The sequence below is a fragment of the Actinoplanes sp. NPDC051513 genome, assembly GCF_044454685.1.
In the GTDB taxonomy this organism is placed as follows: Bacteria; Actinomycetota; Actinomycetes; order Mycobacteriales; family Micromonosporaceae; genus Actinoplanes.
The window spans coordinates 202,922-226,803 of sequence record NZ_JBITDW010000008.1; the positions used below are offsets into that span (position 1 = coordinate 202,922).

The following is a 23,882-nucleotide window of genomic DNA, read 5'->3' on the forward strand; positions in this document are numbered from 1 at the left end:
CAGCGACCGGAGTTCCTGGCTCCCGGGTGCAAACCCCGGTGACAGTGGCGGGACCGCGCCGGACTCGCACCGGCTTCCTCCGCGGCGTCGCCGCTTGTGGCCACAGCCTTCCGGGCGCCGACGGTCGCCGTCAAGCCGGGGTCAGGTGTGTGACGATGCCGACGCGGGGATGCGTTTCTGTCGGTCCTCCTCCGTAGTATCCGGGCCGTGACTCGCCCCATCCGAGCATCCGAGACCGACGCCTGCCCCGGCGCGCTGCGGCTGCATGCCGCGGCCGACGGCCCGCTCGCGCGCGTCCGCCTGCCCGGCGGCATGCTCACCGGCGCCCAGCTGGCCGAGCTGGGCGCGATCGCCGCGGAATGGGGCGACGGCGGGCTGGAACTGACGTCCCGGGCGAATGTGCAGTTGCGCGCCCTCAACGGGGCAGACCCGGCGGTGCTGGCGGCCCGGCTTTTCGCCGCCGGCCTCCTACCGTCACAAACCCACGAGACCGTACGCAACATCGCCGCGCCCCCACTCGCCGATGCCGTGATCCGTGGTCTGGTGTGCGCGCTCGACGAGGCCCTGTGCGCCGACCCGGCCCTGGCCGCGCTGCCCGGCCGCTTCCTGTTCGCGATCGGCGAGGTGCCCCTGGCCGCCGACGTGGCAGCCCTTCCGTCGGCCGGCGGTTTCGCGATCCTGTTCGCCGGCCACGACGAGGGCCTGCGCGCGCCGGCCGGTCGCGTGGTGGAGGCGCTGCTGTCGGGCGCGCACGCCTTCCTCGCCGAGCGCGGCGCCGCCGAGGTGGCAGCCTGGCGACTGGCCGAGATCCCGGATGGGCCACGCCGCATAGCCGTCGACGTCGCCGCGGCCCTGCACGTGCCGCTCACGGCGGCGAAGCCGCCCACCACCGCGCCCTCTGCCACCACCGCGCCCTCTGCCACCACCCCGCCGTCTGCCACCACCCCGCCCGCCATCGCGCCGCTGGTGGGCGTCGTGGAACAGCCCGACGGGCGGGTGGCCGCGGGGGCGATCGTGCCTTTGGGACGGCTCACCGCCGTACAGATAAAGGTTTTGAGCGATGCACCCAGGCTGGCGCTGACCGCCTCGCGTGGGATGGTGATTCCCGATCTGTCGCCGGAGGCGGCGGGCGGTTGGGTCGATGCGCTTGCCGCGGCAGGGTTGGCGGTCGAGGCCGATTCGCGCTGGTCGGGGGTGACCGCCTGCGCCGGGCGGCCGGGGTGCGCCAAATCGCTCGCCGACGTCCGGGGCGATGCGATCGCCGCCACCCGCTTCGCCGAAGGGCTGCCCGTGCACTGGATCGGGTGCGCGCGTGGCTGCGGGTCTCCCTCCGGCGCGCACGTGCGGATCGAGGCGACGCCCGGGGGTTATGCCGTCAACGGCAAGGTCGTCGACGGCGACCTTGCCGAGATCGTGTCCGCTGCGAGGAGGCCCTGATGGAGTACGAGCGCGACGGCGCGGAGATCTACCGCAGATCGTTCGCCACCATTCGGGCCGAAGCCGATTTCTCCGGCATGCCCGACGATGTGGCCCGGGTGGCGGTGCGGATGATCCACGCGTGCGGGATGGTCGACCTCACCAAGGACATCGGGTTCAGCCCCGACGTCGCCGCCGTGGCGCGCAAGGCGCTGCTCGACGGCGCGCCGGTTCTGTGTGACGCCGAGATGGTGGCATCGGGGGTCACGCGCAAGCGGCTTCCGGCAGACAACGACGTGATCTGCACGCTGCGCGACCCGGCCGTGCCGGCGCTCGCCGCAAAGCTCGGCACGACGCGCAGCGCGGCGGCCCTCGACCTGTGGGGCGAGCGGCTCGGCGGGGCCGTGGTGGCGATCGGCAACGCGCCGACCGCGCTGTTCCGGCTGCTGGAGATGATCTCCGCGGGCGCGCCACGACCGGCGGCCGTGCTCGGCATCCCGGTCGGGTTCATCGGCGCGGCCGAGTCCAAGGAGGCGCTCGCCGCCTCCGGCCTCGAGCACCTGATCGTGCGGGGGCGGCGGGGTGGCAGCGCCATCACGGCCGCCGCGGTCAACGCCCTCGCCTCGGAAGCGGAGTGATGTCCATGCCAGGAAAGCTCTTCGGTGTGGGCGTCGGGCCCGGCGACCCCGAGCTGATCACGGTCAAGGCGGCGCGGCTGATCGGCGCGGCCGGCGTGGTGGCCTACCACTCGGCGCGGCACGGGCGCAGCAACGCGCGGGCGATCGCCGAGGCCTACTTGCGTCCGGGGCAGATCGAGGAGGCGCTGGTCTACCCGGTCACCACCGAGACCACCGATCACCCCGGCGGCTACCAGGGCGCGATCGACGACTTCTACGCCGAGGCCGCGGTCCGGCTCGCCGCGCACCTCGACGCGGGGCGCGACGTGGTGGTGCTGGCCGAGGGGGATCCGTTCTTCTACGGCTCCTACATGCACATGCACAAGCGGCTCGCCGGCCGCTACGAGACCGAGGTCGTCCCGGGCGTCACCTCGGTGAGCGCCGCCTCGGCCGCGCTGGGCCGCCCGCTCATGGAGCGCGACGAGGTGCTGACGATCCTGCCCGGCACCCTGCCCGCCGCCGACCTGGCCGCCCGCCTCGCCGGCACCGAGTCGGCCGCGGTCATGAAGCTCGGCCGCACCTTCCCCGCCGTGCGCGAGGCCCTGCAGCGTTCCGGCCGCCTCGACGACGCCTGGTACGTCGAGCGCGCCACCACCGCCGGCGAGCGCACCGCCCGGCTCGCCGAGGTCGACCCCGAGACCGTGCCGTACTTCTCCCTGGCCTTGCTGCCCAGCCCGGCCGCCACCGCGTTCGGCGCCGCGCCACCACCAGCGAGCGCGTTCGGCGCCGCGCCACCACGAGCGAGCGCGTTCGGCGCCACGCCACCACCAGCGAGCGGCGCGGACAACCGCATCCCGGCCGCGGACGGCGCGGAAAACGCGAGCCCCGCGCAGCCGGCGGCAACCGGCCCGGCAGACGGCGCGGAGGGCCCGAGCCCTGATGGGTACGTCGCCGTGGTCGGGCTCGGGCCCGGCGACCCGCGCTGGCTCACGCCGGAGGCCCGGGCGGCGATCGCCGAGGCCGACGACCTGGTCGGCTACGGCCCCTACCTCGATCGGGTCGCGCGGCGAGCTGGGCAGCTCCGGCACGCGTCCGACAACCGGGTCGAGGCCGAGCGCGCCGCGTTCGCGCTCGACCTGGCCAAGGGCGGCCGCCGGGTCGCGGTGATCTCGGCCGGCGACCCGGGCATCTTCGCCATGGCCGCGGCCGTGCTCGAGGTCGCCGAAGACCCGGAGTGGAAGGACGTGCCGGTGCGGATCGTCCCCGGGCTCACCGCCGCGCAGGCGGTCGCGTCCCGGGTCGGCGCGCCGCTGGGGCACGACTTCTGCGTCCTCTCGCTCTCTGACCGGCTCAAGCCCTGGTCGATGATCGAGGGCCGGCTGGTCGCGGCGGCCGCGGCCGACCTGGTCATCGCGATCTACAACCCGGCGTCGAAGTCGCGCACCGAGCAGCTCGTGCGGGCCCGCGAGCTGCTGCTGGAGCACCGCGACCCGCAGACCGTGGTGGTGATCGGCCGGGACGTCGGCGGGCCGTCCGAGTCGGTGCGGGTCACCACGCTCGCCGAGCTCGACCCGGCCACCATCGACATGCGCTGCCTGCTGCTGATCGGCTCGACGCAGACCCGCGCGGTCGCCGGCGCCGACGGCTCGGCCCGGGTGTATACGCCGCGAACCTATCCGCAACCCTGACCGCCGGGCCGTTGGGCCATCGTCCGGTGGGCGGGCAACCTTCCTGCCACCGAGCCGCACCGTCGATGCAATCAGCGAACCTCGACACCCCGAATGCAACCCGCCGATTGGAGGGGCCGCTCCCGAACTGATACCTGACGAAGGGCCCCCCGAGTGAAGCTCTCCCGCCGCAGCGCCGCAGTCATCGCCTCTACGGTCCTGCTGGGCCTCACCCTTCCGGCCTCCCCCGCGTTCGCCAAGGCGGCGAAGCCCGCCGCGAAGCCCGCCACCGCCAAGCCCGCCGCCGCCAAGCCCGCCGCCGCCAAGCCCGCCGCCGCCAAGCCGGTCGCCGCGAAGCCGGTCGCCGCGAAGCCGGTCGTCAAGACCACGACCACCCCGACGCGCGCGAGCCGCCTGGCCGCCGTCAAGACCGCCATGGTGATCAACTACTACCCGTCGACGGCGGGCTGGTCGAAGATGTGGACGAGCTTCGACGCCACGAAGGTCGACGCCGACCTGGCCAAGGCGCAGGCGCTCGGCGCCACCGGGGTGCGGGCCATCATCTTCCCGGCGACGTTCGGCTACCCGGCGCCGAGCGCCACCTACACCGACCGGCTCGCCACCTTCGTGAAGCTGGCCGCCGCCCGCGGGATGACCGTCAAGTTCACGCTCTTCGACTGGTGGAACGGCTACGCCGACATCTCGGGCAGCACCGCCTGGGCCACCGCGATCCTCAAGCCGTACAAGGACGACGCCCGGGTCATCTCGGTCGAGCTGCAGAACGAGTTCGACGCCACCAACACCGCCGCGGTCGGCTGGGCCAAGAAGATCGTCCCGGCCATGCGCTCGGCGTTCCCGACCATGCCGCTGACCTTCTCGGTGGACGGCGCGGCCGGCGCCACCGGGATGGCGAAGATCAAGACGGCGCTGTCGGCGGCCCCGCTCGACTACTACGACTACCACTTCTACGGCAACTCCGAGCGGGCGCTCGCGATGATCCGCCAGGCGCAGTCCGCGGTCTCGCCGGCCCCCATCGTGATCGGCGAGGCCGGCCTCAACACGCTGCAGAACACCGAGGGCGAGCAGGCCGCCTTCCTGGCCCGGGTGTTCCAGGCCGCCGACGTGGCCGGCGTGGACTCGGTGGCGCCGTGGACGCTGACCGACTTCGCGGCCGGCGCGATCCCCGACTCGTCGGTGGCGAAGATCCAGGCCCAGTACAACTACGGCCTGTACCGGACGAACGGCACGGCGAAGGCGGCCGCGGCCGTGGTCAAGGCGGCGTGGACCAACACGGCGATGCCGGCCACGCTGACCGACAACGGCTTCGAGAACGCGGCCGGGCTCACCCCGTGGCGCGCCTTCATGCCGGAGCTCGGGCTGGCGGTCAAGACGACGAGCGCCGCGCGCACCGGCAAGTGGTCGGTCACGCTGTCCGGCACCGGCAAGAACTCGGCGGGCTCGCCGTCGTTCCGGGTCGCGCCGGTCACGCCCGTGCAGCCCGGCCAGAAGTGGCACGGCGAGGTGTGGGCGAAGGGCAACGCGGCGACCGGCGCTACGCAGATCGCGCTGAGCTGGTTCGACATCAACGACAAGTGGCTCGGCGGCGGGTCGTCGGCGTCGCTGCCGGCCGGCACCACCGGCTGGACGAAGCTGTCGGTGGACGGGGTGGCGCCGGCCGGGTCGGCCAGCATGCAGATCCACCTGAAGTCGGGCGCGAACACCGGCACCGTCTGGTTCGACGACGTGCTGGTCACCGCCTCCTGACCCGGCACGTCGCAACAGCGACGCCGTCGCCCCCCAAGTGGGGGGGGGGGGGGGGGGGGGGGGGGGGGGGGCCCCCCCCCCCCCCCCCGGCCCGCCCCCCCCCCCCCCCCCCCCCGCCCCCCCCCCCCCCCCCCCCCCCCCCCCCCGGGGGGCCGCCCCCGCCCCCCCCCCCCCCCCCCCCACTCCGGCCGGGGCGGCGGCGTCGCTGTCACCGTCGACGAGTTGCGGCGCGCTCCGAGCGGCGAGTCATCGACGATGAGCTGGGGTGCGGTGCACGCGGCAACTCATCAAGAACGGGCAACTCATCAAGAGCCGGCGTGTCATCAAGAGCCGGCAACTCATCAAGAGCGGGCGGGTCATCAAGAGCAGGCGGGTCGTCAAGAGCGGGCGGGTCGTCAAGAGCAGGCGGGTCGTCAAAGCCAGGAACAGCGTGGACGCCGATCTCGGTGAGCAGGGTGTCGTAGGCGGCGACGGTGCTCTCCCACGAACAGGGGTCGGCGTGCCGATCGCCGATCAGCGGGAAGGCCTCGCGGATCGCCGCCGCCAGCCCGGCCGGGTCGCCCGGCTCGGCGAAGCGCACCCCCGGATAATCGCCGGCCGCCTCGACCAGCCCGCCGACCGCGGTCACCACCACCGGCAGGCCATGGCTCATCGCGATGTGCAGCGGCCCGCTCGCGGAGCTGCGCCGATAGGGCAGCACGACCAGGTCGGCGCCGGCGAAGAAGTCGTTCACCTCGGCGTCGGTCACGTACCGGTTGACCAGGTCGATGCGCTCGCGGGCCGGCGAGATGGCGATCATGTCGACCGGCAGCTGCCAGCCCTCCCAGGTCTCGCCCACGACGGTCAGCCGGCAGTCCTCGGGCAACAGAGCCAAGGCGTCGATCAGATCCTCGAGCCCCTTGTAGGGCCGGATCGTTCCGAAGAACAGCAGGCGGCGGGGCTCACCCGGGGCGACACGCCGCCGGGCCGTCGCGTGATGGTGGTCGTACGGGCCATGGCGGGCGATCACCTGGGGGACGGTGCTCAGGGCGTACGTGTGATGAACTGCCTCTTGATCGAAGCGTGAGTGAACGACGACGCCGGCGGTCGCGCGCAGCAGGGGCTTGATGAGTTTCCGCACGTAGAGCGAGGCCCAGCGGTGCGCGGCCTCGCCGGTGTCCTGCACCTCGTGGAACTCGACCACCACCCGGGCGCCGGTCATCCGGGCCGCCAGGCAGAGGGCGAGATAGGAGTGCAGGACGGCGCCGGTCCACCACTGCAGCACGAGCACATCCGGGCGAAATCTCCGGATGAATCGGGTGGCGCGCACGAGGCTCGGCAGCCCCCACCAGTCGACGCCGTCGAAGACCGGGACCCGCGAGTCGTAGCGGAGATCGTTGAGGGGGCGGCCGACCCGCGCGCGGCCCGGGTAGAGGCGGGTCGGCAACAGCTGCCGCATGAGGATGGCGCCGACGTCGTACCGGCTGCTCAGCGCGTTGGCGAGCCGGCAGGTGTAGTAGCTGATCCCGGAGGTGAACCGCCACCCCGAGCCGACGACGAGGATCCGCTTGCGGTCAGGCGATGCAGGCACGGTAGATCTCCTCGATCTGCGGGACCACGCGGGCCGCCGTGTAGTCGAGCCCCCGCCGGTACCCGGCCGAGCGCAGCCGGTCGGCGAGGGCGGGTTCGGTGAGCAGCCGGCACAGCGCCGCGTGCAGGGCCTCGGCGTCGCCGGGCGGGACGTGCAGGCCGCTCTCCCCGTCGCGGATCATGTCGGCCAGGCCGCCGGTGCGGGAGACGATCAGCGGGGTCCGCGCGAGCAGGGCCTCCACCGCCACCTGCCCCATCGCCTCCATGATGGACGGGACCACCCCGGCCGCCGCGCCGTGCCAGGCGGCCATCACCTCGGCGTGCGGCACGTCGTGCCGCACATGAACGCCGGGCGGGATCGGCGGCGTGTCGGCGCGGGGAGTGCCCACGCAGACGAGATCCGGCGCGTCTTTCCAGGCGCCGGCCAGCTTGCGGTACGCGGTGAAGAGCACGTCCACGCCCTTGTGCGGTCCGAGCGCCCCCACGAACAGGAGATAGGGCCGGTCCGGCAGCCACGCCGGTCGCGGGGTGTTGCGGGCCAGCTCGTCCAGCCCGTCCGGCACCAGGCTCGACACCACCCGCACCGGCAGCCCGGCCGGGAGCCGGGCCCGGTCGAGGGCCTCGGCCACCGACGGCGAGATCGCGGTCAGCGCGTCGATCCCGCGGTGCCGGTGCGCCCGCAGCGCCGCGGTCAGCGCCGCCGCCCGCGGCCGTCCGTATTGGCCGGTCGCACAGGACACGCAGCGCGACAACCGCGGCCCCGGCAGGCAGCCCCGCCCGTCGCGCGCGTAGGTCTTCTTGACGCAGGCGAGCCCGAAGTCGTGCGCGGTGTGCACGTGCGGCCGCCCCTCCTTGCGGTAGCGCAGCGGCAGGTACGAGTACATGAGCCAGTCGTGGCTGTGCACCACGTCGTAGTCGCCGCCGCACAGCTCGCGCCGGATGTCCGCCGTGGTCAGCGGGTCGGGCGCGGTGGGGTGGAACGGCTTGGCCGGGTCCTGGTTGATCCCGGGCAGCAGGGTGTTGGCCACGCTGCGGGCCCGCACGACGCGGACGCCGTTGCGGGTCTCGCCGGCTCGCGCGCCCGCCGTGGCCAGGGTGAGCACGGTGACGTCGTGCCCGCGCCGCACCAGCTCCTCGCTGCTGGTGGCGATGCTGCGCTCGAGCCCGCCGATGACGGGCGCGTAGAGATTGGCCAGCTGAAGAATCCTCACGGGGCCCTCCAAGTTCGCGAACGGGGTCGGGAGTGCGGTGCGGGGCGGCGGTTCCGGTTCCCCAGGCGCATGGCGGGACGCCCGCGCCCGACCGGGTGCGGCGGCCGCGCCGGCGACCGCGGCCGGGGCGCTGTCTTCCCTGGGGCCGGCCCGGGAGAGGGAGAGAGGAAGCGGCCCCACAACGCGTAGCCGGCCACGATCAGGGCCCCGGTGGACTGGCCGGTCAGCCAGGCGAGGCCGGCCGCCTCGATGCCCCAGGTGGGCAGCCACAGCCAGGTCAGGGTCAGGCAGGTGACGGCCATCAGCAGGTTCAGGCGCAGGCAGCGGCGCAGCGCGCCCTCGGAGCGCCAGTGTGCGACGGCCAGGTTGGTGATCGCGTCGGGGATCGCGGCCAGCACCAGGATCTTCAGCAGCGTCGCGCCGCCGAGGGCGTAGGCCGGGCTGAACAGCGCGAGGATCCAGCCGCCGGCCAGGAACAGACCGGTGGCGGGGGCGCCGATGACGACCAGCACCACCAGGGCGGCGCGCGGCAGCGAAGCCGAGCGGCCGGCGGCGTTGGCGCGCTCGGCGTACAGGGCCGAGGCCACCGCCGGCGACACCATGAACAGCACCGACGCGGTCATCCAGGCCATGTAGAAGTGGGCGTTGTCGGCGGCGCCGAGGCGAGCGGTGACCAGCACCGGGAGCACGGCGCTCGGCCCGGCCTGGGCCAGGTTGATCAGATGGTGGCCGGTGAGCGAGCCGCGCACGTGCCGCAGCTCGGCCGCCAGACCCGCGCCGGCCAGCCGGTAGCCGGGGCGCAGGCGGGGCAGGCTGCGGCGCAGCGTGTACCCGCTGACCACCAGCGACGGAAGCGTCCAGGCGAGCACGACCGCCGACGCCGTGGAGAGTCCCGCCGCGGTCAGGCCGAGCAGGGTCATGACCTTGCCGCCGGCGAGGGCCAGGTTGCGCCAGAGCATGCCCTGGCTCGCCCGGTGGGCCACGAAGACGTAGTCCAGCAGCATCGACGCGGTCAGGGCCACCGCGGTCGCGACCAGGGCGGCGGCGCCGGCCGGCTCGTCGAGGAAGCCGAAGTTGCCGGCCAGTCGGGGCAGCACGAGCACCGCCGCCAGCGAGGCGGCTGCGGTGGCGGCGCAGCCCAGGAGCAGGCCGGCGCTGACGATGCGGGACCAGGCCGCGGCGGGCACGCCGGGCAGGCGCTGGATGAACATGTGCCCGAGGCCCAGGTTGGCGATCATGCTGACCACCGTGGCCGCGGAGATCAGCGCGGTGGCGGTGCCGATCGCGGGACGGGGCAGCTCGCGGGCCGCGATCATCCAGTAGAGATAGCCGAGCCCGCTGGTGCCGACCGTGCTCGCCATGATCAGGACGCTGTTGCGGGCCAGCGAGTCGCGCCCGACCCTGCCTAACACGGCCCCACCCCCCGCGCACGGGCGTAGAACGCGGTGCTGGCCGCGCCCAGAGTGATCTCGACTCGCTGCGCGCAACCCTTCGGCGGCGCCGGCACGTGCACCTGGACCGCGCGGGTGCTGTCCGCGGCGATCGCCACCCGCAGCGGCGGACCGGCGGGGAGGTCGCCGACGCGGACGGCGAGGGTCTCGACCGCCGAGGGCCGGCCGGCGGTGGAGATCCGGATCGGCACGTCGAGGCCGCGGGCCGGGATGGTGACCGGGCGGGAGATGTCGGCGGCCCAGCCGCCCAATGCCACGCTGGTGAAACCGGGTTGCGGCGGGTGCGGCATCCGGACGTACGCGAAGGTCGCCGCAAACCCGACGACCAGCGCGACCACCCCGGGAATCGCGACCGCGGCGAGCGTGCGCGCGAAGCGCGGATCGGCCACCGCGGCGCCGGAGCGTTCCCGCACCAGCGCCACCCCACCCAGCCCGGCCGTCAGCGCGGCGAGCCCGGCGGTCAGCGGGAGCGCCCGGATCGGCACGCCGGCCAGGTGCAGCGCGAGCGCCACCAGCGGAAGGCTGATCAGGCCGGCCGTGCCGCCGAGGCCCAACCGGAAGAGCGGCGGGAGCGTCGAGCGGATCAGCGCGCGCAGCCACAGCTCGCCGGCCGCGAACAGGGCCACCGCGAGGAAGACCCCCATGATCCAGAACTGGCCGAGCGTGAGGGTGCAGAACGCCAGCGCCCCGAGGGAGAGCGCCGCCGCGCCGGCCAGCCGCGGGGTGGTCATCGGGAGACCTGAATGAAGTCGAAGCGGTAGATCGCGATGTCCCCACTGTCGTAGATCTTGATCGTCCAGGGCAGGCGGTCGAACTTCGTGAGCTGACCGAGCGTGAAGGCCGGCCGCCCGTCGTGCGGGATCGGCTCGTTGGTCTCGAAGTAGATGCCGATCTCCGGCACCTCCCGGGCCATCCGCCGGTCGACGATCAGGTACTCGAAGTTCCACGAGCTCAGTTGCGCGATGAGCGTCGGCGGGACGGGCGTGCCGGGCTGCGCGAGGTACAGCTCGTACGTAGGGAAAGTGACCGAGCCGGTGACCGGGAACTGCCCGCCGAACGAGCCGAAGATGAGCCCGGAGTAACGATCGGCGACGATCCGCAGGTCGCGGCCCTGTGTGGCGCGCAGCCAGTTCGAGGCGGCGACCACCTCGGGGGTGAGCGAGCGCGTGTCGGAGCCGTAGGCCGCCGGACCCGGGAAGCGGTAGGACGGGTTCATCCCGGCGGCGGTGTTGCCGACCAGCATCACCGCGAAGAGGGCGACCAGGGCGGGGCCGGCAATCTTGGCGGCCCGGTTGAGCAGAGCGACCATGAGCGGCGCCACGACCAGGGCGATCCCGACGTAGCTGAACGCCCACGACCGGCGCGCCCCCTCGGCGCCGGACGGGGTGAGGATGAGGACCGCGGCCGGGAAGTAGCAGAGGCCGATCGTCAACGCCGCCACGGCAAAACCGCGGGTGAGCGGATCGGCGGCGCGGCGCCGGCGCAGCCGCCAGGCCGCGGCGGCCGTCGCGGCCAGGGCGAGAACCGGCGCGGCGAACGCGGCCTTCTGCTCCCACCAGGGCGCGACCGACTGCTTGAACAGCGTGCGCCCGCCCGATCCGCTGTCGTCGACCATGCCGGCGATCTGGTCGAGCGCCTTGCCGAGGTACGGGTCGAGGTAGCCGGCGGTCTTCGGCGCGACCCAGAACAGCCAGCCGGTCACCAGGCAGGCGGCGGCGACGGTGAGCGCCCACGCGGTCCAGGCGGCCGGGGCGGCGTTGCGGCGGCCGGTCATCGCGGCCGAGAAGATGATCATGATGGCGATCAGGCCGAGCGCCGTGAGGTGGTGCGTGACGACGGTGGCGGCCGACAGGACGAGCGTGGTGACGATCCAGCCGGCGCTCCGGTCCCGCATGGCGCGCAGCAGCGCGACGAGCGTCCAGATCATCAGGGGAATGGCCAGCGACTCGTACCCGAACTGGGTGTCGAAGAACAGGAAAGAGCTGTTCAACGTGTACGCGATCGCCGCGACCGCCGCAGTGCGGCCGTCCCGCCAGATCTCCTCGGCGAGGACCGCGACGCCGAGCACCACGAGCACGTGTGCGGCGATGAGGACGAGCAGCGCGGCGTGCCAGATCGACGCGCCGGTCAGCGCGGAGAGCGCCGCCACCGTGGAGTGCAGGCCGGGGAAGTCGCCGATCACCCGGACGATCGGGTTGGGGTCGAAGAGCCGGCCGTCGAGCAGGATTCCGCGGCTCTGCCGCCAGTGCGCGAACTCGTCGTGGTACAGCGGGCCGGTCGGGTTGCGCAGGAGTTTCGGCAGGTAGGTGAAGCACGCGTACGCGACGAGCACGGCGACCCGCAACAGCGCGCCGGTGGCGCGGCGGCCGGCCCACCAGACGGCCGGCAGCGTGAAGACCAGCATGCCGAGCCAGAACCAGCCGAACGGGTTCCGTCCCCATTCGGCGGCCCGGTCCGCGGTCACCAGCGCCGCCGCCCCGGCCGCCCCCGCGGCGGTCAGGGTGACGGCACAGGCCCACGGCGTCTTGTCAGGCGATCTTTCGGAAATGCTGGTCGGGGTGACCCGGGGGACGGTCAGCGTCATCGGTCGCCGGCTCCCTGCTGGGTCAACCGGATCCGGGGCGCGACGCTCGCGTACACCTCCCGGGTGGACAGCACCACATCGCTCCAGGTGGGCAGGGCGTTGCTGCCGTGCGCGACCCGCCGGGTGGACGCCGCGACCCGCAGCGCGTCGGCGAGCGCCACCTCGTCGTCCGGGTTGACCAGCCACAGCGGAACCCCGTCCCCGGCCATCGCGGCCAGCTCCCGGTGCGCCGGGATGAAGGACGCCACGGTCGGGATTCCCGCGGTCAGCGCGTCCGCCACCGCCATGCCGAACGCCTCGTGCCCGGAGGCCGAGACGGCCGCGGCCGCGACCGTCATCCGCACCGCGAAGGCGTCGCCGGCGAGCCGGCCGTGGAACACCACCCGCCGGCCGAGGCCGTACCGGCCGGCCAGTAGCTCCAGCTCCTCGCGGGCCGGGCCCGACCCGACCACGTCGAGCCGGTGGTCGACGGGCAGGTGGACCATCGCCCGGATGACCCGGTCGACCCGCTTGTAGCGCTCGAGCCGGCCGACGCAGAGGATGCTGCGTCCCAGGTGATCGGCGGCCGTGGCCTCGACCACCCGCACCGGGTCGGTGCCGTTCGGGATGACCACCATCCGGTCGGCGGCCTCCGGGAAGTGCCGGGTGAGCAGCTCCCGCTCGGCCCGGGTGACGCAGATGAGCCGGTCGGACCGGGCGACGATCCGGCGGCCCACCGGGCGGTAGATCGGGTGCAGCGCCGCGCGCAGCAGGCTGTGCCCGGTGCCGTGGTAATGCGGGGTGAAGACCAGCGGCGTGTCGTTGGTGAGCGCGGCCGGCAGCGCCGCGAGCGCGTGGTAGCTGTGGGCGTGCAGCAGGTCGTACCGGCCGGCGTTGGCGCGCAGCCACGGCCAGAGGGCCCGCGAGAAGCGGTAGTTCGGGGCGGCGACGGTCAGCGGGAAGCGGCGCACCAGCACCCCGTCGAGGGTCTCCTCGACCGCGGTGGCGTGCTGGGTGAGCACCTCGACCTGGTCGCCGGCCGCGACCAGCGCCGCGCACAGTCGCCGGCAGTGCGTCTCGACCCCGCCGACGTCGGGGTGGTACGCGCTGGTGACGACGCCGATCCTCACCGGGCCCGCTCCGACACCCGGCGGGCCGACCGCCGGGCCGCCCGGTCGCGCCGCGGCCACTCCCGGGCGATGGTCCGCAGCACCCGCAGGCCGTCGGTCATCGCGTTGAGATTGCTCTCGCCGTGGATGCGCGCCTGCTCGAAGCTGGCGACCTCGACGATGCGCAGCCGGGCGCGGGCCGCGCGCAGGTTGAGCAGGGTCTCGATCTCGAAGCCGTCGCCCCAGAGCCGGCCGTCGCCGCGAACGGGTGCGGGCGTCGTGCTGTCCAGGCCGAACACGTCGAGGTGCCGGGCCCAGAACGCGTTGTACCCGTAGCAGAGGTCGCTGTATCGGGTGCGGAACAGGGTGTTGACCAGCATGCTCAGGCATTTGTTGCCGGCCGAGCGCAGGCGCGTGATGTCGGCGCTGCCGCCGGAGCCGCGGAACCGCGAGCCCTTCGCGAAGTCCGCGCCGCCGCGCAGCGCCGCGATGAAGCTCGGGATCTCCTTGGGGTCGGTCGACCCGTCCGCGTCGATCATCACCAGGATGTCGCCGGTCGCCGCCGCGAAGCCGCAGGCCAGGGCGTTCCCTTTGCCCCGGCGGTTCTGCGTGACGACCCGGATGCCGGGCATGAGGCGGCGGGCGACGCCGACCGTGTCGTCGGTGGACCCGCCGTCGACCAGGATCACCTCGTCGACCTCGGGCAGGCGGGCCAGCACGTATGGCAGGTTCCGCGCCTCGTTGAGGGCGGGGACGATGACGCTGACCAGGGGCTCGCCCGACGGGACTACCCCCGGGGGTAGCTCGGTCTCCGTTCCGGCCGATGGGCTGACGTAGGGGACCGTGGACATGGCAGTTCTCCAAGGCTCAGTGGGTGCTGCGAGGTGGTGCGGGATGCGCGGCCGGGCGCCGCCGGGGGCCCCGGCCGCGATGAGGTCGATCAGGCGCCGGACCCGTCGACCGTCCACGAGTAGATGTCCTGCTTCGAGAGCGCGTTGCCGGTCGCGGCGGTGAAGCCGACCCAGGCCGTGCTCGAGCCGACCTCGTCGGCCAGGTCGACGGTGGTCTCGAGGGCGAGCTCCTCCTCGGAGCCCGCGCGCAGCGACTTGACGTAGATCCGCAGGTCGTTGCTGTCGGCGTCGTAGTTGACCCGGGCCAGGAACGGCTTGCCGTACAGCGGGATCGACGGCTCGCCGACCGCCGAGTGGTGATCCGGGTTGCCGCCCATCACCACGGCGAGGTGGTTGTTGCTGGGGTCGGTGGAGTTCTGGAACGTGTCGAACTCGACCGCGACGCTGCGGGTGATGCCGCGGTAGCCGAGGCCGCCGCCCCAGCCACCGAGGGCCCGCGGGCCGTCGTCCTGCACGAGGAACGCGATGCCGTCCGCGCCGGGCTTGAAGTGGTGCAGGTAGACCTTGAACTCCGACTCGAACGACTCGCCGAGGTCGAGCTTGGTGCGCGACCAGGCCGAGCCGACCTGCCGGTACCCGCCGGCGGTGAGCCGCAGGATGCGCTGGTGGAGGCGACCGGACGAGGTGAGGATGTCGGCGCTGCCGTTGCGTTCCAGCGACGTGGAGGCGCCGGCGAATGTCGGGTAGTAGATCAGCGGTTCGTCGTCCGCGGCGAACGCGCCGGAGGGCGTGACGCCCCCCGCTATGGAGAAGGCGAGGGCGGCGACAAGGCCGCCGCGAGCGACTCGAGAGGAACGTGAAGAGAACACAGTTCTGCGCTCCATTTCGGATGATTTGCCCCACTTGGACGAGCCCCAAGGTAGGACAGTGCGCAGAGCCGCGTAAGCGAGTCCGGTTTATTTACCTCGAATTGGATGTTTCCCGGCTTTATCCCCTGAATCCTCGCGGATCGAAAGAGCCTGATCGGGTACGGCGTGACGCCGGCCGTACGATCCCCGCGTGCACCCCTATCTCGACGCGCCCAGGCCGCTCGCCTTCGCCCATCGCGGTGGCGCCGCGATCGGCGACGAGAACACCGCCGAGGCCTTCGCGCGCGCGATCCGGCTGGGCTTCCGGTACATCGAGACCGACGTGCACGCCACCGCGGACGGCATCCCGGTCGTCTTCCACGACGACACGCTCGCCCGGCTGACCGGCAGCACCGGCCGGGTCGCCGACCTGCGCTGGGCCGACCTCGCCACACTCCGGGTGGCCGGCGCGGCCGCGATCCCCCGCCTCGACGAGACGCTCGGGGCCTGGCCGGACATCCGCTTCAACATCGACGTCAAGGCCGGCAACGGCACCGGGCCCACGGTCGAGACGATCCGCCGGGCCGGCGCCGAGAACCGGGTGCTGCTCGCCTCGTTCAGCGACGCGCGACTGGCCCGGCTGCGGCAGTTGGCCGGGCCGCGGGTCGCCACCTCGCTCGGGATGCGTGCGGTCACGCTGCTGCGGCTCGCCGCCTGGGCCCGGGCGCCGCTGCGGCTGCCGGCCTCGGCGGTGGCGGCCCAGGTGCCGGTGCGGCACGCCCGGGTCACCGTGGTCGACCGCCGGTTCGTCGGCCACTGCCACCGGCTCGGCCTGCAGGTGCACGTGTGGACGATCGACGAGCCCGCCGAGATGCTGCGCCTGATCGACCTCGGCGTGGACGGCATCATGACCGACGACCTTTCCGCGCTGCGAAAGGCGTACGAATCACGAGGCCTTTGGCCGACGCATTAAAAATCGTATTCACAGGTGACTCCGAGGCACCGGAAGCCGATCTTGGTCTACATTTGATGTGGAGCCGCCCCGTGACGGACCGTAGATCGGTGGACATCTAAGTTCGCTGGTCAGCGAAAAATCTCGTGATCTTGTTGAACCCCGGACATCCTCCGTTCGGAGGATGCTCGGAGTTCGTGCCCGGCGGCATATTTCTTCTTTAAGTTTGGGACAAGAATTCATCAAATTCGCTGCTTGAATTGCTATTTCGGGGCGCTGCTCTTACCGTTCGAAGGCCGGTTTCAGGGAGCCGGACGGATTCTTCGAAGGCAGGTATCGCGCATGCGTAGGTCGGCTTATCGCCGTGCTACCGCACCAGGTGGCAACCGGCGTCTTCTCGCGGTCGGTGCGGTCATCGCCGCGCTGGGCGCGGTCGTCGCGTTCACCACGATCTCCAGCGCCGCCGAGAACGACGCCCCCGCGGGCAGCGGCGCCGGCAAGGTGGTCAACGGGCAGGTGATCCTCACCGACACGTGCGTGGACTCCAAGTTGCTGGCCCACGACGGTTTCCAGAAGGGCGACCGCTGCGTCTCCACCGAGTTCGGTGAGGTCTCCAGCGCCGCCAACAACTCGTCGCTGCTGATCACGCAGGCGCCCCGCACGGTCACGGTCAACACGCCGTTCACGCTCAAGGTCAGCACGCGGAACCTGATCCGCGACCGGTTCCTCGCGGCCGGCCAGGGCGGGTACTACGTGGAGGGCTCGGTCCTGCAGAACGGCATCGAGCGTGGCCACTTCCACACCGCCTGCCGCATGCTGGCGAGCACCCGGGAAGCGCCCGACCCCGCGCCGGTCCCCGCGTTCTTCGTGGCGACCGAGGACAAGAAGGGCGGCAAGGCCCCCGACACGGTGACCATCCAGGTGCCGGGCATGCCGACGATCGGCACCGCGCAGTGCGCCTCGTGGGCCGGCGACGGCTCGCACCGGGTGCCGATGATGGAGCGTGCCAACGAGACGCCGGCCATCGACGCGGTCCGCATCACGGTCCGCGGCGCCAACCAGGGCGGCAACACCGGCGGCGGTGGGAACACCGGCGGCAACAACGGTGGGAACACGGGCGGCAACCAGGGCGGCGGCGGCAACAACGGTGGGAACACCGGCGGCGGGAACAACGGCGGCGGCGCGACCACGGCTCCGACCACCGCTCCGACCACCGCCCCGGCCACGACCGCCCCGACGACCCAGGCCACCCAGCCGACCACCAAGGACGACTTCACTCCCAAGGCGACGCCGACGACCAAGAAGCCGGCGACCACGACCGGGACGAAGAAGGCCGACTCCGCCCCGAAGACGACGGCGCCGACCTCCACCCGTACGGAAGAAAGCGACGCCACCGCGACCGGCGACAACGACACCGCGAGCGACGACACCCAGAGCGACGACACTCAGGGTGAGGAGACCGCGAAGGCGAAGCCGAAGGCAAGCAAGAGCTCCGAGGCCGCCGCCGGCGACGACTACACCTACTCCAACGACGACGGCCAGCCGAACTCGGGCCTCGAGCCGCCGACCGCCCAGCAGGTGGCCGCGCAGACCACCAGCGAGGAGAAGAGCGGGGTGCTGGCGCTGACCGGCAACAACACGGTCGCCTTCCTCGGCGCCGCGGTGGTGCTGATGCTGGCCGGCCTCACGGTGATGGCGCTGACCCGGCGCCGCCGCCCGGGCACGCCCTGGGAGTAACCCTTCACCAACATCGAAAGGACGGCCCACTTCTCGGAGTGGGCCGTCCTTTCGCGTGTGGGCGGGGAGTGAGGGTAGCCTTACCGACGACGAGGCGGCGATCATCGAGCGGAAGAGGATCAGCATGCCGAACAGGCCGGCACGGCCAGCCCACCGGGCGAGCGTGACTCGCGTGGAGCAGCTCACCCCACACATGATCCGCGTGGTCGTGGGCGGCGAGGGGCTCCGGGCGATCACCGCGGGCGAGTTCACCGATCACTACGTGAAGGTGCTGTTCCCCCGGCCGGGAGTCACCTACCCGGAGCCGTTCGACCAGGGCGTGATCCGCGAGACGATGCCGCCTGCCGACTGGCCCGTGGTCCGCACCTACACGGTGCGCAAGTGGCTGCCCGAGATCCCCGAGATGTGGCTCGACTTCGTGGTGCACGGCGACGAGGGCATCGCGGGACCGTGGGCGGCGGGCGCCCAGCCCGGCGACACGGTCCTGTTCATGGGGCCGGGCGGCGGGTACGCGCCGCGCGAGGACGCCGCGTGGCACCTGCTGGCCGGGGACGAGAGCGCGCTGCCGGCGATCGGCGCGGCGCTCGAGGGCATGCCGGCCGGCGCGACCGTGCGCGCGTTCATCGAGGTGTCCGGCCCCGACGAGGAGCAGAAGCTCGAGACGCACGCCGACGCGGAGATCGTCTGGCTGCACCGCGGCGACGCCCGGCCCGGCACGCTGCTCGTCGAGACGGTCCGCGGCTGCGACTTCCCCGCGGGCAAGGTCCACGCGTTCGTGCACGGCGAGGCGCACCTGGTCAAGGAGCTGCGCGCCTTCCTGCGCCGGGACTGCGCGATCCCGCTCGAACAGCTGTCGATCTCGGGCTATTGGCGGCTGGGAATGAACGAGGACGGCTGGCAGTCGTCGAAGCGCGAGTGGAACCAGCAGGTGGAGAAGGAGCAGGAAGCGGTGTGAGTGCCCGCACTCCACCAGGCGTTTCCGGCAGGTAACGCCGATGATGTGTAAGTGGTGATTGCCGAAGAGGAGCTGACAACCTCGCGCCCCGCGGTCTCGAGGACCCGGGCGCGTCTCATCGCGGTGGCGGCGCTGCTGCTCGCCGCGGTCAACCTCCGGCTGGCAGTGACCAGCGTCGGTCCGGTGCTCAGCGAGGTCCGCTCCGGGCTCGGCATGAGCTCCTCGGTCGCCGGCCTGCTCACCTCGATCCCGGCATTCTGCTTCGCGATCCTCGGCCTCGCGGCGCCGCGCCTCGCCCGCCGCTTCGGCCCCGCCCGCGTGATCATCGTGGGCCTCGCGGTGCTCGCCGTGGGCCTGGCGCTGCGCGCCTACGTGCCCGGAACCGCACTGTTCCTCCTGCTCAGCGTGGTGGCACTGGCCGGCATCGCGGTCGTGAACGTGCTGCTCCCAATGATCGTCAAAGAGCACTTCCCCACCCAGGTCGGCACCATGACCGGCCTCTACACGGTGGCGCTCAACCTCGGCGCGACCCTGGCGGCCGCCGCGACGGTCCCGCTGACCGACTCGTTCGGCGGCGACTGGCGCCTCGGCCTGGCCTGCTGGGCGGTCCTGGCGGTGATCGCGCTCCCGGCGTGGATCCCGCTCGCCCGCAACGATCACACGGTCAAGACCCAGACCCAAGCCCACGATCTGGTACGGGTGAGCAGGCACCCGGTCGCGTGGGCGCTCGCCGTGTACTTCGGCCTCCAGTCGACCTCCGCCTACGTGATCATCGGCTGGCTCCCTCAGATCTACCGCGACGCCGGCCTGTCGGCGGACGAGGCCGGCCTGCTGTTCGCGGCCACCTCCCTGCTCGGCGTGCCGCTCGGCATGGCCCTGTCGGCACTGGCCGGCAAGATGCGCAGCCAGAGCTGGATAGCCGGGACGCTCGCCGTCTTCGGCATGGCCGGCTACGCGGGCCTGTGGTGGGACCCGGCCGCCGCGCCCTGGGCGTGGGCGGTGCTGCTGGGCATCGTCAACACGGCGTTCCCGCTGGTCCTCACGATGATCGGCCTACGCGGCAGCTCGCCGGCCACGGTGGTGCGGTTGTCGGCGTTCGCCCAGGGCGTCGGTTACCTGCTGGCCATCCCGGGCCCGATCCTGGTAGGCGTGCTGCACGACCACACGAACGGCTGGCGGGTGCCGCTGGCCCTCATGATCGTGCTGATGATCCCGCAGGGCATAGCCGGCATGGCCGCCGGCCGCGACCGCCAGATCTGACCCGCGCCCGGGGCGGGGCCGCCGCGCAGACCGGCCGACGCCGCGCGACCTTGATGACCCGCCGCACGCTCCGCGCCGCAACTCACCGTTGATGAGTCGCGGCGGGCGGGCGCTTTCAGAGCAGTTTGAGGAGCTCCGTCGCCACCTCGGTCGGGCGCTCCACGTGTGGGGAGTGTCCGCAGCTCTCGTACACGACCTCGGTGTAGGCGCCGCCGGCGGCCGAGTAGCGGTCGAGGACCGCGCGGGTCTGGCTCACCATCGGCTGGGGCGGGCAGGCTTCGGCGCCCGGCCAGCCGGGGACCACGCCGAGCGAGCCGAGGTACGCCAGATCGAAGAACGACGTGTCGGAGACGATGGCGTCCCGGTCGCCGCGCACCCAGGTGATCGGCGGCTTGGCAGCGACGGCCACCAGCTCGGCGGCGATGTTGAAGTGGTTCGGGGCCATCGTGTTGAGCACGCCGCGGTCCCCGGGCGCGACGCCGGGCCAGTTCTCGCTGGGCTTGCTGTCGCCGGGGTAGTTGTCGTCGCCGATCGCCGTCGACAGCACCGTGTCCAGCAGCAGCTGCTCGTCATCGCCGAGCGACGCCGGGTCGGCCACGTAGGCGGTACGCAACACGGCGAGCGGGCTGGTCGGGCCGTCGTCGTTGCGGTCGCCCTCGGCGATCCGGCGCACGAAGTCGGGGTTGGCGCCGCCACCGCCGGTGCCGGCGAAGTCGGCCGTCGTAGGGGTGCCGTCGAGGTCGCGGGTGCCGCCGAAACCGTACGGGCTGAGCGGCGCCTCGAGCAGCAGCGCCGACACCCGCGACGGGTGGTCGACGAGCAGCTGCATCGCGACGCCGCACCCCATGGAGTGGGCGGCGACGGTGACCGGCCCGCCGCCGGGGAACAGGGCCGGGTCCTCGAGCAGCGCCGCCACGTCGTCGGCGAAGTCGCGCAGGCCGCGGGTGGCGTCGACCGGCGCGGTCTCGGAGCGGCCGTATCCCCGCAGGTCGGGCACGACGACCCGCAGGGTGGGCGGCAGGTGGCGCAGGAGCGGCCGCCAGAAGTCGGCGGACGAGCAGTTGCCGTGCACGAGCAGCACCGGCGTGCCGTCGTCCGGCCCCGAGACGAGAACGTTGAGCGAAATGCCGCGGACGGCCACGGTTACCTCTTCCATCGCCGCAGCTTCCCACCGCCGACGCCCCTGGACAGTGTGGCCGGCCCACATATCCTCGGAGGTCATGGGAGACGTATGGGCGGTCGGCGACGCGTACGAGGCTTACGTCGGTCGATGGAGCCGCCCGGTGGCGGCCGAATTCCTGCGCTGGCTGACGGCGCCGGAAGACGAGCAGCGGGCGGTGCCGGGCGACGAGCAGCGGGCGGCGCCGGCGGGCGGCCGCTGGCTGGACGCGGGCTGCGGCACCGGCGCGCTCACCGGCGCCGTGCTGGCCGCCGCGTCGCCGGCCCTCGTCGTGGGCGTCGACATGTCGCGGGGCTTTCTGGCCGAGGCCCGCGCCCACCTCCCGGCCGCACGCTTCGTGGCCGGCGACGCCTCCGCCCTGCCCCTCGGCGAAGCCCGCTTCGACGCGGTGGTGAGCGGCCTGGCCCTGAACTTCGTGCCCGGCGCGCAGCGGGCGGTGAACGAGTTCGCCCGGGTGGCCGCCCCGGGCGCGACGGTGGCCGTCTACGTCTGGGACTACACGACCGGCATGCAGATGATGCGCCACTTCTGGGACGCTTCGCTCGAGGTCGACCCGGCCGCCGCCGACCAGGACGAGGGCCCGCGCTTCCCGATCTGCCACCCCGGCGCGCTGGCGCAGGCGTGGACCGACGCCGGGCTGCGCGACGTCGAGACCCGGCCGATCGAGATCCCCACGGTCTTCGCGGACTTCGACGACTACTGGCGGCCCTTCCTGGGCGGTCAGGGCGCGGCGCCCGCCTACCTGGCCCGCCTGAGGCCCGATCGGCAACGGGCGATCCGCGACCTCCTCGACGCCCGCCTCCCCCGCGACGGCGACGGCAAGATCGCCCTGACCGCCCGGGCCTGGGCCGTCCGTGGCGAAGCCCCGCGGTGACGGTGCTGAGGACGTACGCGGCAGGGGGTTGATTTAAGGTTATTTAAGGACAGACATCGATGGCCGAGCCTACTGTTAGCCGCCTTGCCAATTCCCCTCGACGGCTGCAAGAGGTATCCCCATGAAGAAGCGGAAGCTGCTCGCGATCGCCGTGTCCGTCGCGGTGGTCGGCACGCTCAGTGTCCTCGGCATCACCAACGCGTCGGCGGCCACCCTCGACCCGACACTCCCGCCCGGCGGCAACTTCAACCTGTCGATCTGGCAGCTCCAGCTGCCCACGGGCTCGCCGGGCAAGCCCGACACGATCCAGCCGGCGCAGCTCAAGGGCGTCAACGGCTACAGCAACCCGGCGTACTTCTGGACCGACAAGAACGACGGGTCGATGACCTTCTGGGCGCCGGAGAAGGGCGTGACCACGCCGAACTCCAATTACGCCCGGTCCGAGCTGCGGGAGACCGGCGAGTGGTCGCTCTCGGGCAACCACACGATGAACGCCCAGCTGCGCATTCCCTCGGTCACCAAGAACGTCTGCGTCGGGCAGGTCCACCTCGGCTCGGGCGGCTCGTCGACCAAGCCGCTGCTCGAGCTGTACTACCGGCCGAACGGCGACATCTACCTCGGCACCGAGAACTCGCCGGCCGGCGGGCAGACGCTGCACAAGGTCGGCAACGTGGCGCTCGGCGTGAAGTGGACCTACACCATCAACGTGACCGGCAACAAGATCAACCTGACGGTGAACGGGGCGAAGACCAGCTACACCATCCCGTCCTCGTTCAACCCGTACAAGCAGTACTTCAAGGCCGGCTCCTACAACCAGTCCTCCTCGGACAGCACCACCAACGGCGCGAAGGTCAAGTTTTACGCGCTGACCGTCACGCACGCCTGAGCAGCTCGATCACCGGGGCGAACTGCTCCATGAACAGGCCGCTCACCCCGATGTACGAGATGTCGAACTCCTCCCGGCGCCGGCAGAGCAGATCGGCGATCTGCTCGGCCGGGCCGGTGAGGAAGGCGATGCCGCCGGCCGCCGCCATCTCGCGCGGGTCGCCGCCGACCATGCGCGACAGGAACGGCGGCAGGTCGTCGACCGTCGGCGCGACGCCGGCCACGTTCATGTGCAGCTCGAGCTGATTGAAGCGGTCACTGTCCCGCAAGATCTCTACCGTCCGGGCCAATTCGGGCTCGGTCGACTGCGGCGGCAGACCCAGAGCCACGATGTCGGCCTCGGCGGCGGCCAGCCGCAGCATCCGCGGGCCGCTCGCGGCGACCAGCACCGGCGGCGCGTTCTCGAGCTTGCGGACCGCCGCGATCGTCTCGGCCACCCGCTCGATGCGGGAAGCGGGGGAGCCGAACGAGCCGCCCAGCACCGCCGCGTCGGCGGCGGCGCCCGGCCGGCCGCCGCCCACGCCCAGCTCGAAACGACCGTCGCTGAGCTGCTGCAACGTCTCGGTCTCCCAGGCGACGAGACCGGGCGCCCGGTTGGGTGCGCTCAGCACGTACGTGCCCAGGCGCAGGGTTTGGGTCACGGCGGCGGCCGCGGCCAGCGCCGCGAACGGCGCGAAGGTGTGCAGGGTGTCGGGGATGAGCAGGGTGTCGTACCCCAACTCTTCCGCCCTGCGTGCGGTGGCGGCCCATTCGGCGCCCGAGGGCGCCTTGCCGGCGACGACTCCGAAGCGAAAGTTCATGCCCAGCATGGTCCCGCGAACGGAAGATCGGGCGCATCCGACCACGGTCTACACCGCGAGTACGACCTAAGTCGTATGTACCCGGTGGTAGGCGCAAGGGTTTTCCCTATTTCCAAAGATGCCCGTCGATGCCTAGCGTCTCACCTCAAGTCGTCCTGGTGTGACTCATCGTC

At 72.5% G+C, this 23,882-nt stretch carries 19 protein-coding genes, 1 pseudogene and 1 riboswitch; of the genes and pseudogenes, 10 read left to right on the forward strand and 10 right to left on the reverse strand.

Annotated elements, in window-relative coordinates; all coding sequences use genetic code 11:
• Positions 1-9 precede the first annotated feature (9 nt).
• Positions 10-80: riboswitch (cobalamin riboswitch) on the reverse strand.
• 127 nt (positions 81-207) lie between these two features.
• The 4 genes from ACIA5D_RS26295 to ACIA5D_RS26310 all read left to right on the forward strand — a co-directional run bounded on the left by ACIA5D_RS26295 (position 208) and on the right by ACIA5D_RS26310 (position 5,464).
• On the forward strand, positions 208-1,437 hold the full coding sequence (locus ACIA5D_RS26295; RefSeq protein WP_396032848.1) for a precorrin-3B synthase: 1,230 nt from the start codon (positions 208-210) through the stop codon (positions 1,435-1,437).
• Complete coding sequence (locus ACIA5D_RS26300) at positions 1,434-2,054, forward strand: precorrin-8X methylmutase (protein WP_396033081.1); 621 nt, start codon at positions 1,434-1,436, stop codon at positions 2,052-2,054. Before ACIA5D_RS26295 ends, ACIA5D_RS26300 begins: the two co-directional genes overlap by 4 nt.
• A gap of 5 nt (positions 2,055-2,059) precedes the next feature.
• Complete coding sequence (locus ACIA5D_RS26305; RefSeq protein ID WP_396032849.1) at positions 2,060-3,721, forward strand: precorrin-2 C(20)-methyltransferase; 1,662 nt, start codon at positions 2,060-2,062, stop codon at positions 3,719-3,721.
• Positions 3,722-3,874: 153 nt separating this feature from the next.
• Entirely contained in the window at positions 3,875-5,464 is a 1,590-nt protein-coding gene (locus ACIA5D_RS26310; RefSeq protein WP_396032850.1) for a cellulase family glycosylhydrolase, read from the forward strand.
• A gap of 208 nt (positions 5,465-5,672) precedes the next feature.
• On the opposite strand, the gene ACIA5D_RS26315 is transcribed toward ACIA5D_RS26310, so the two are convergent.
• The 8 genes from ACIA5D_RS26315 to ACIA5D_RS26350 form a co-directional block, all read right to left on the reverse strand.
• Complete coding sequence (locus ACIA5D_RS26315; protein WP_396032851.1) at positions 5,673-7,034, reverse strand: glycosyltransferase; 1,362 nt, start codon at positions 7,032-7,034, stop codon at positions 5,673-5,675.
• A complete protein-coding gene (locus ACIA5D_RS26320) occupies positions 7,018-8,244 on the reverse strand; it encodes a glycosyltransferase family 4 protein (protein WP_396032852.1) in 1,227 nt (408 codons plus the stop codon). Before ACIA5D_RS26320 ends, ACIA5D_RS26315 begins: the two co-directional genes overlap by 17 nt.
• On the reverse strand, positions 8,241-9,656 hold the full coding sequence (locus ACIA5D_RS26325; protein WP_396032853.1) for a lipopolysaccharide biosynthesis protein: 1,416 nt from the start codon (positions 9,654-9,656) through the stop codon (positions 8,241-8,243). The genes ACIA5D_RS26320 and ACIA5D_RS26325 overlap by 4 nt, the downstream gene beginning before the upstream one ends.
• The gene (locus ACIA5D_RS26330; RefSeq protein ID WP_396032854.1) at positions 9,650-10,426 is read right to left on the reverse strand and encodes a hypothetical protein; all 777 of its coding nucleotides are present in this window, start codon (positions 10,424-10,426) and stop codon (positions 9,650-9,652) included. The genes ACIA5D_RS26325 and ACIA5D_RS26330 overlap by 7 nt, the downstream gene beginning before the upstream one ends.
• Positions 10,423-12,279, reverse strand: coding sequence for a hypothetical protein (locus ACIA5D_RS26335; RefSeq protein WP_396032855.1), 1,857 nt, complete (start codon positions 12,277-12,279; stop codon positions 10,423-10,425). Before ACIA5D_RS26335 ends, ACIA5D_RS26330 begins: the two co-directional genes overlap by 4 nt.
• Positions 12,276-13,388: a glycosyltransferase family 4 protein gene (locus ACIA5D_RS26340; RefSeq protein ID WP_396032857.1), complete on the reverse strand. Its 1,113-nt coding sequence runs from the start codon at positions 13,386-13,388 to the stop codon at positions 12,276-12,278. The genes ACIA5D_RS26335 and ACIA5D_RS26340 overlap by 4 nt, the downstream gene beginning before the upstream one ends.
• The gene (locus ACIA5D_RS26345; RefSeq protein WP_396032858.1) at positions 13,385-14,218 is read right to left on the reverse strand and encodes a glycosyltransferase family 2 protein; all 834 of its coding nucleotides are present in this window, start codon (positions 14,216-14,218) and stop codon (positions 13,385-13,387) included. Before ACIA5D_RS26345 ends, ACIA5D_RS26340 begins: the two co-directional genes overlap by 4 nt.
• An 89-nt stretch (positions 14,219-14,307) precedes the next feature.
• Complete coding sequence (locus ACIA5D_RS26350) at positions 14,308-15,087, reverse strand: L-type lectin-domain containing protein (protein ID WP_396032859.1); 780 nt, start codon at positions 15,085-15,087, stop codon at positions 14,308-14,310.
• 190 nt (positions 15,088-15,277) lie between these two features.
• Between ACIA5D_RS26350 and ACIA5D_RS26355 the strand changes: the two genes are divergently transcribed.
• From ACIA5D_RS26355 to ACIA5D_RS26370, 4 genes and pseudogenes are all read left to right on the forward strand, one after another.
• Positions 15,278-16,039 (forward strand): glycerophosphodiester phosphodiesterase, encoded by a 762-nt coding sequence (locus ACIA5D_RS26355; protein ID WP_396032860.1) that lies wholly within the window; start codon positions 15,278-15,280, stop codon positions 16,037-16,039.
• 456 nt (positions 16,040-16,495) lie between these two features.
• A pseudogene (locus ACIA5D_RS26360) lies at positions 16,496-17,068 on the forward strand (hypothetical protein); the annotation flags it as partial.
• 811 nt (positions 17,069-17,879) lie between these two features.
• The gene (locus ACIA5D_RS26365) at positions 17,880-18,710 is read left to right on the forward strand and encodes a siderophore-interacting protein (protein WP_396032861.1); all 831 of its coding nucleotides are present in this window, start codon (positions 17,880-17,882) and stop codon (positions 18,708-18,710) included.
• 51 nt (positions 18,711-18,761) lie between these two features.
• Positions 18,762-19,970 carry a CynX/NimT family MFS transporter gene (locus tag ACIA5D_RS26370; protein ID WP_396032862.1) on the forward strand — a complete coding sequence of 403 codons (1,209 nt, stop codon included), beginning with the start codon at positions 18,762-18,764 and terminating at the stop codon, positions 19,968-19,970.
• Positions 19,971-20,085: 115 nt separating this feature from the next.
• Here the strand turns inward: ACIA5D_RS26370 and ACIA5D_RS26375 are convergent, their stop codons facing one another.
• The gene (locus ACIA5D_RS26375) at positions 20,086-21,126 is read right to left on the reverse strand and encodes an alpha/beta fold hydrolase (RefSeq protein ID WP_396032863.1); all 1,041 of its coding nucleotides are present in this window, start codon (positions 21,124-21,126) and stop codon (positions 20,086-20,088) included.
• Positions 21,127-21,190: 64 nt separating this feature from the next.
• Here ACIA5D_RS26375 and ACIA5D_RS26380 point away from each other — a divergent pair, with 64 nt between their 5' ends.
• Both ACIA5D_RS26380 and ACIA5D_RS26385 read left to right on the forward strand, forming a co-directional pair.
• Entirely contained in the window at positions 21,191-22,024 is an 834-nt protein-coding gene (locus ACIA5D_RS26380; protein WP_396032864.1) for a class I SAM-dependent methyltransferase, read from the forward strand.
• Between the two features lie 121 nt (positions 22,025-22,145).
• On the forward strand, positions 22,146-22,910 hold the full coding sequence (locus ACIA5D_RS26385; RefSeq protein ID WP_396032865.1) for a polysaccharide lyase family 7 protein: 765 nt from the start codon (positions 22,146-22,148) through the stop codon (positions 22,908-22,910).
• Here the strand turns inward: ACIA5D_RS26385 and ACIA5D_RS26390 are convergent.
• Positions 22,897-23,709 (reverse strand): LLM class flavin-dependent oxidoreductase, encoded by an 813-nt coding sequence (locus ACIA5D_RS26390; protein ID WP_396032867.1) that lies wholly within the window; start codon positions 23,707-23,709, stop codon positions 22,897-22,899. The two genes, ACIA5D_RS26385 and ACIA5D_RS26390, sit on opposite strands and share 14 nt — an antisense overlap.
• Positions 23,710-23,882: the final 173 nt, after the last annotated feature.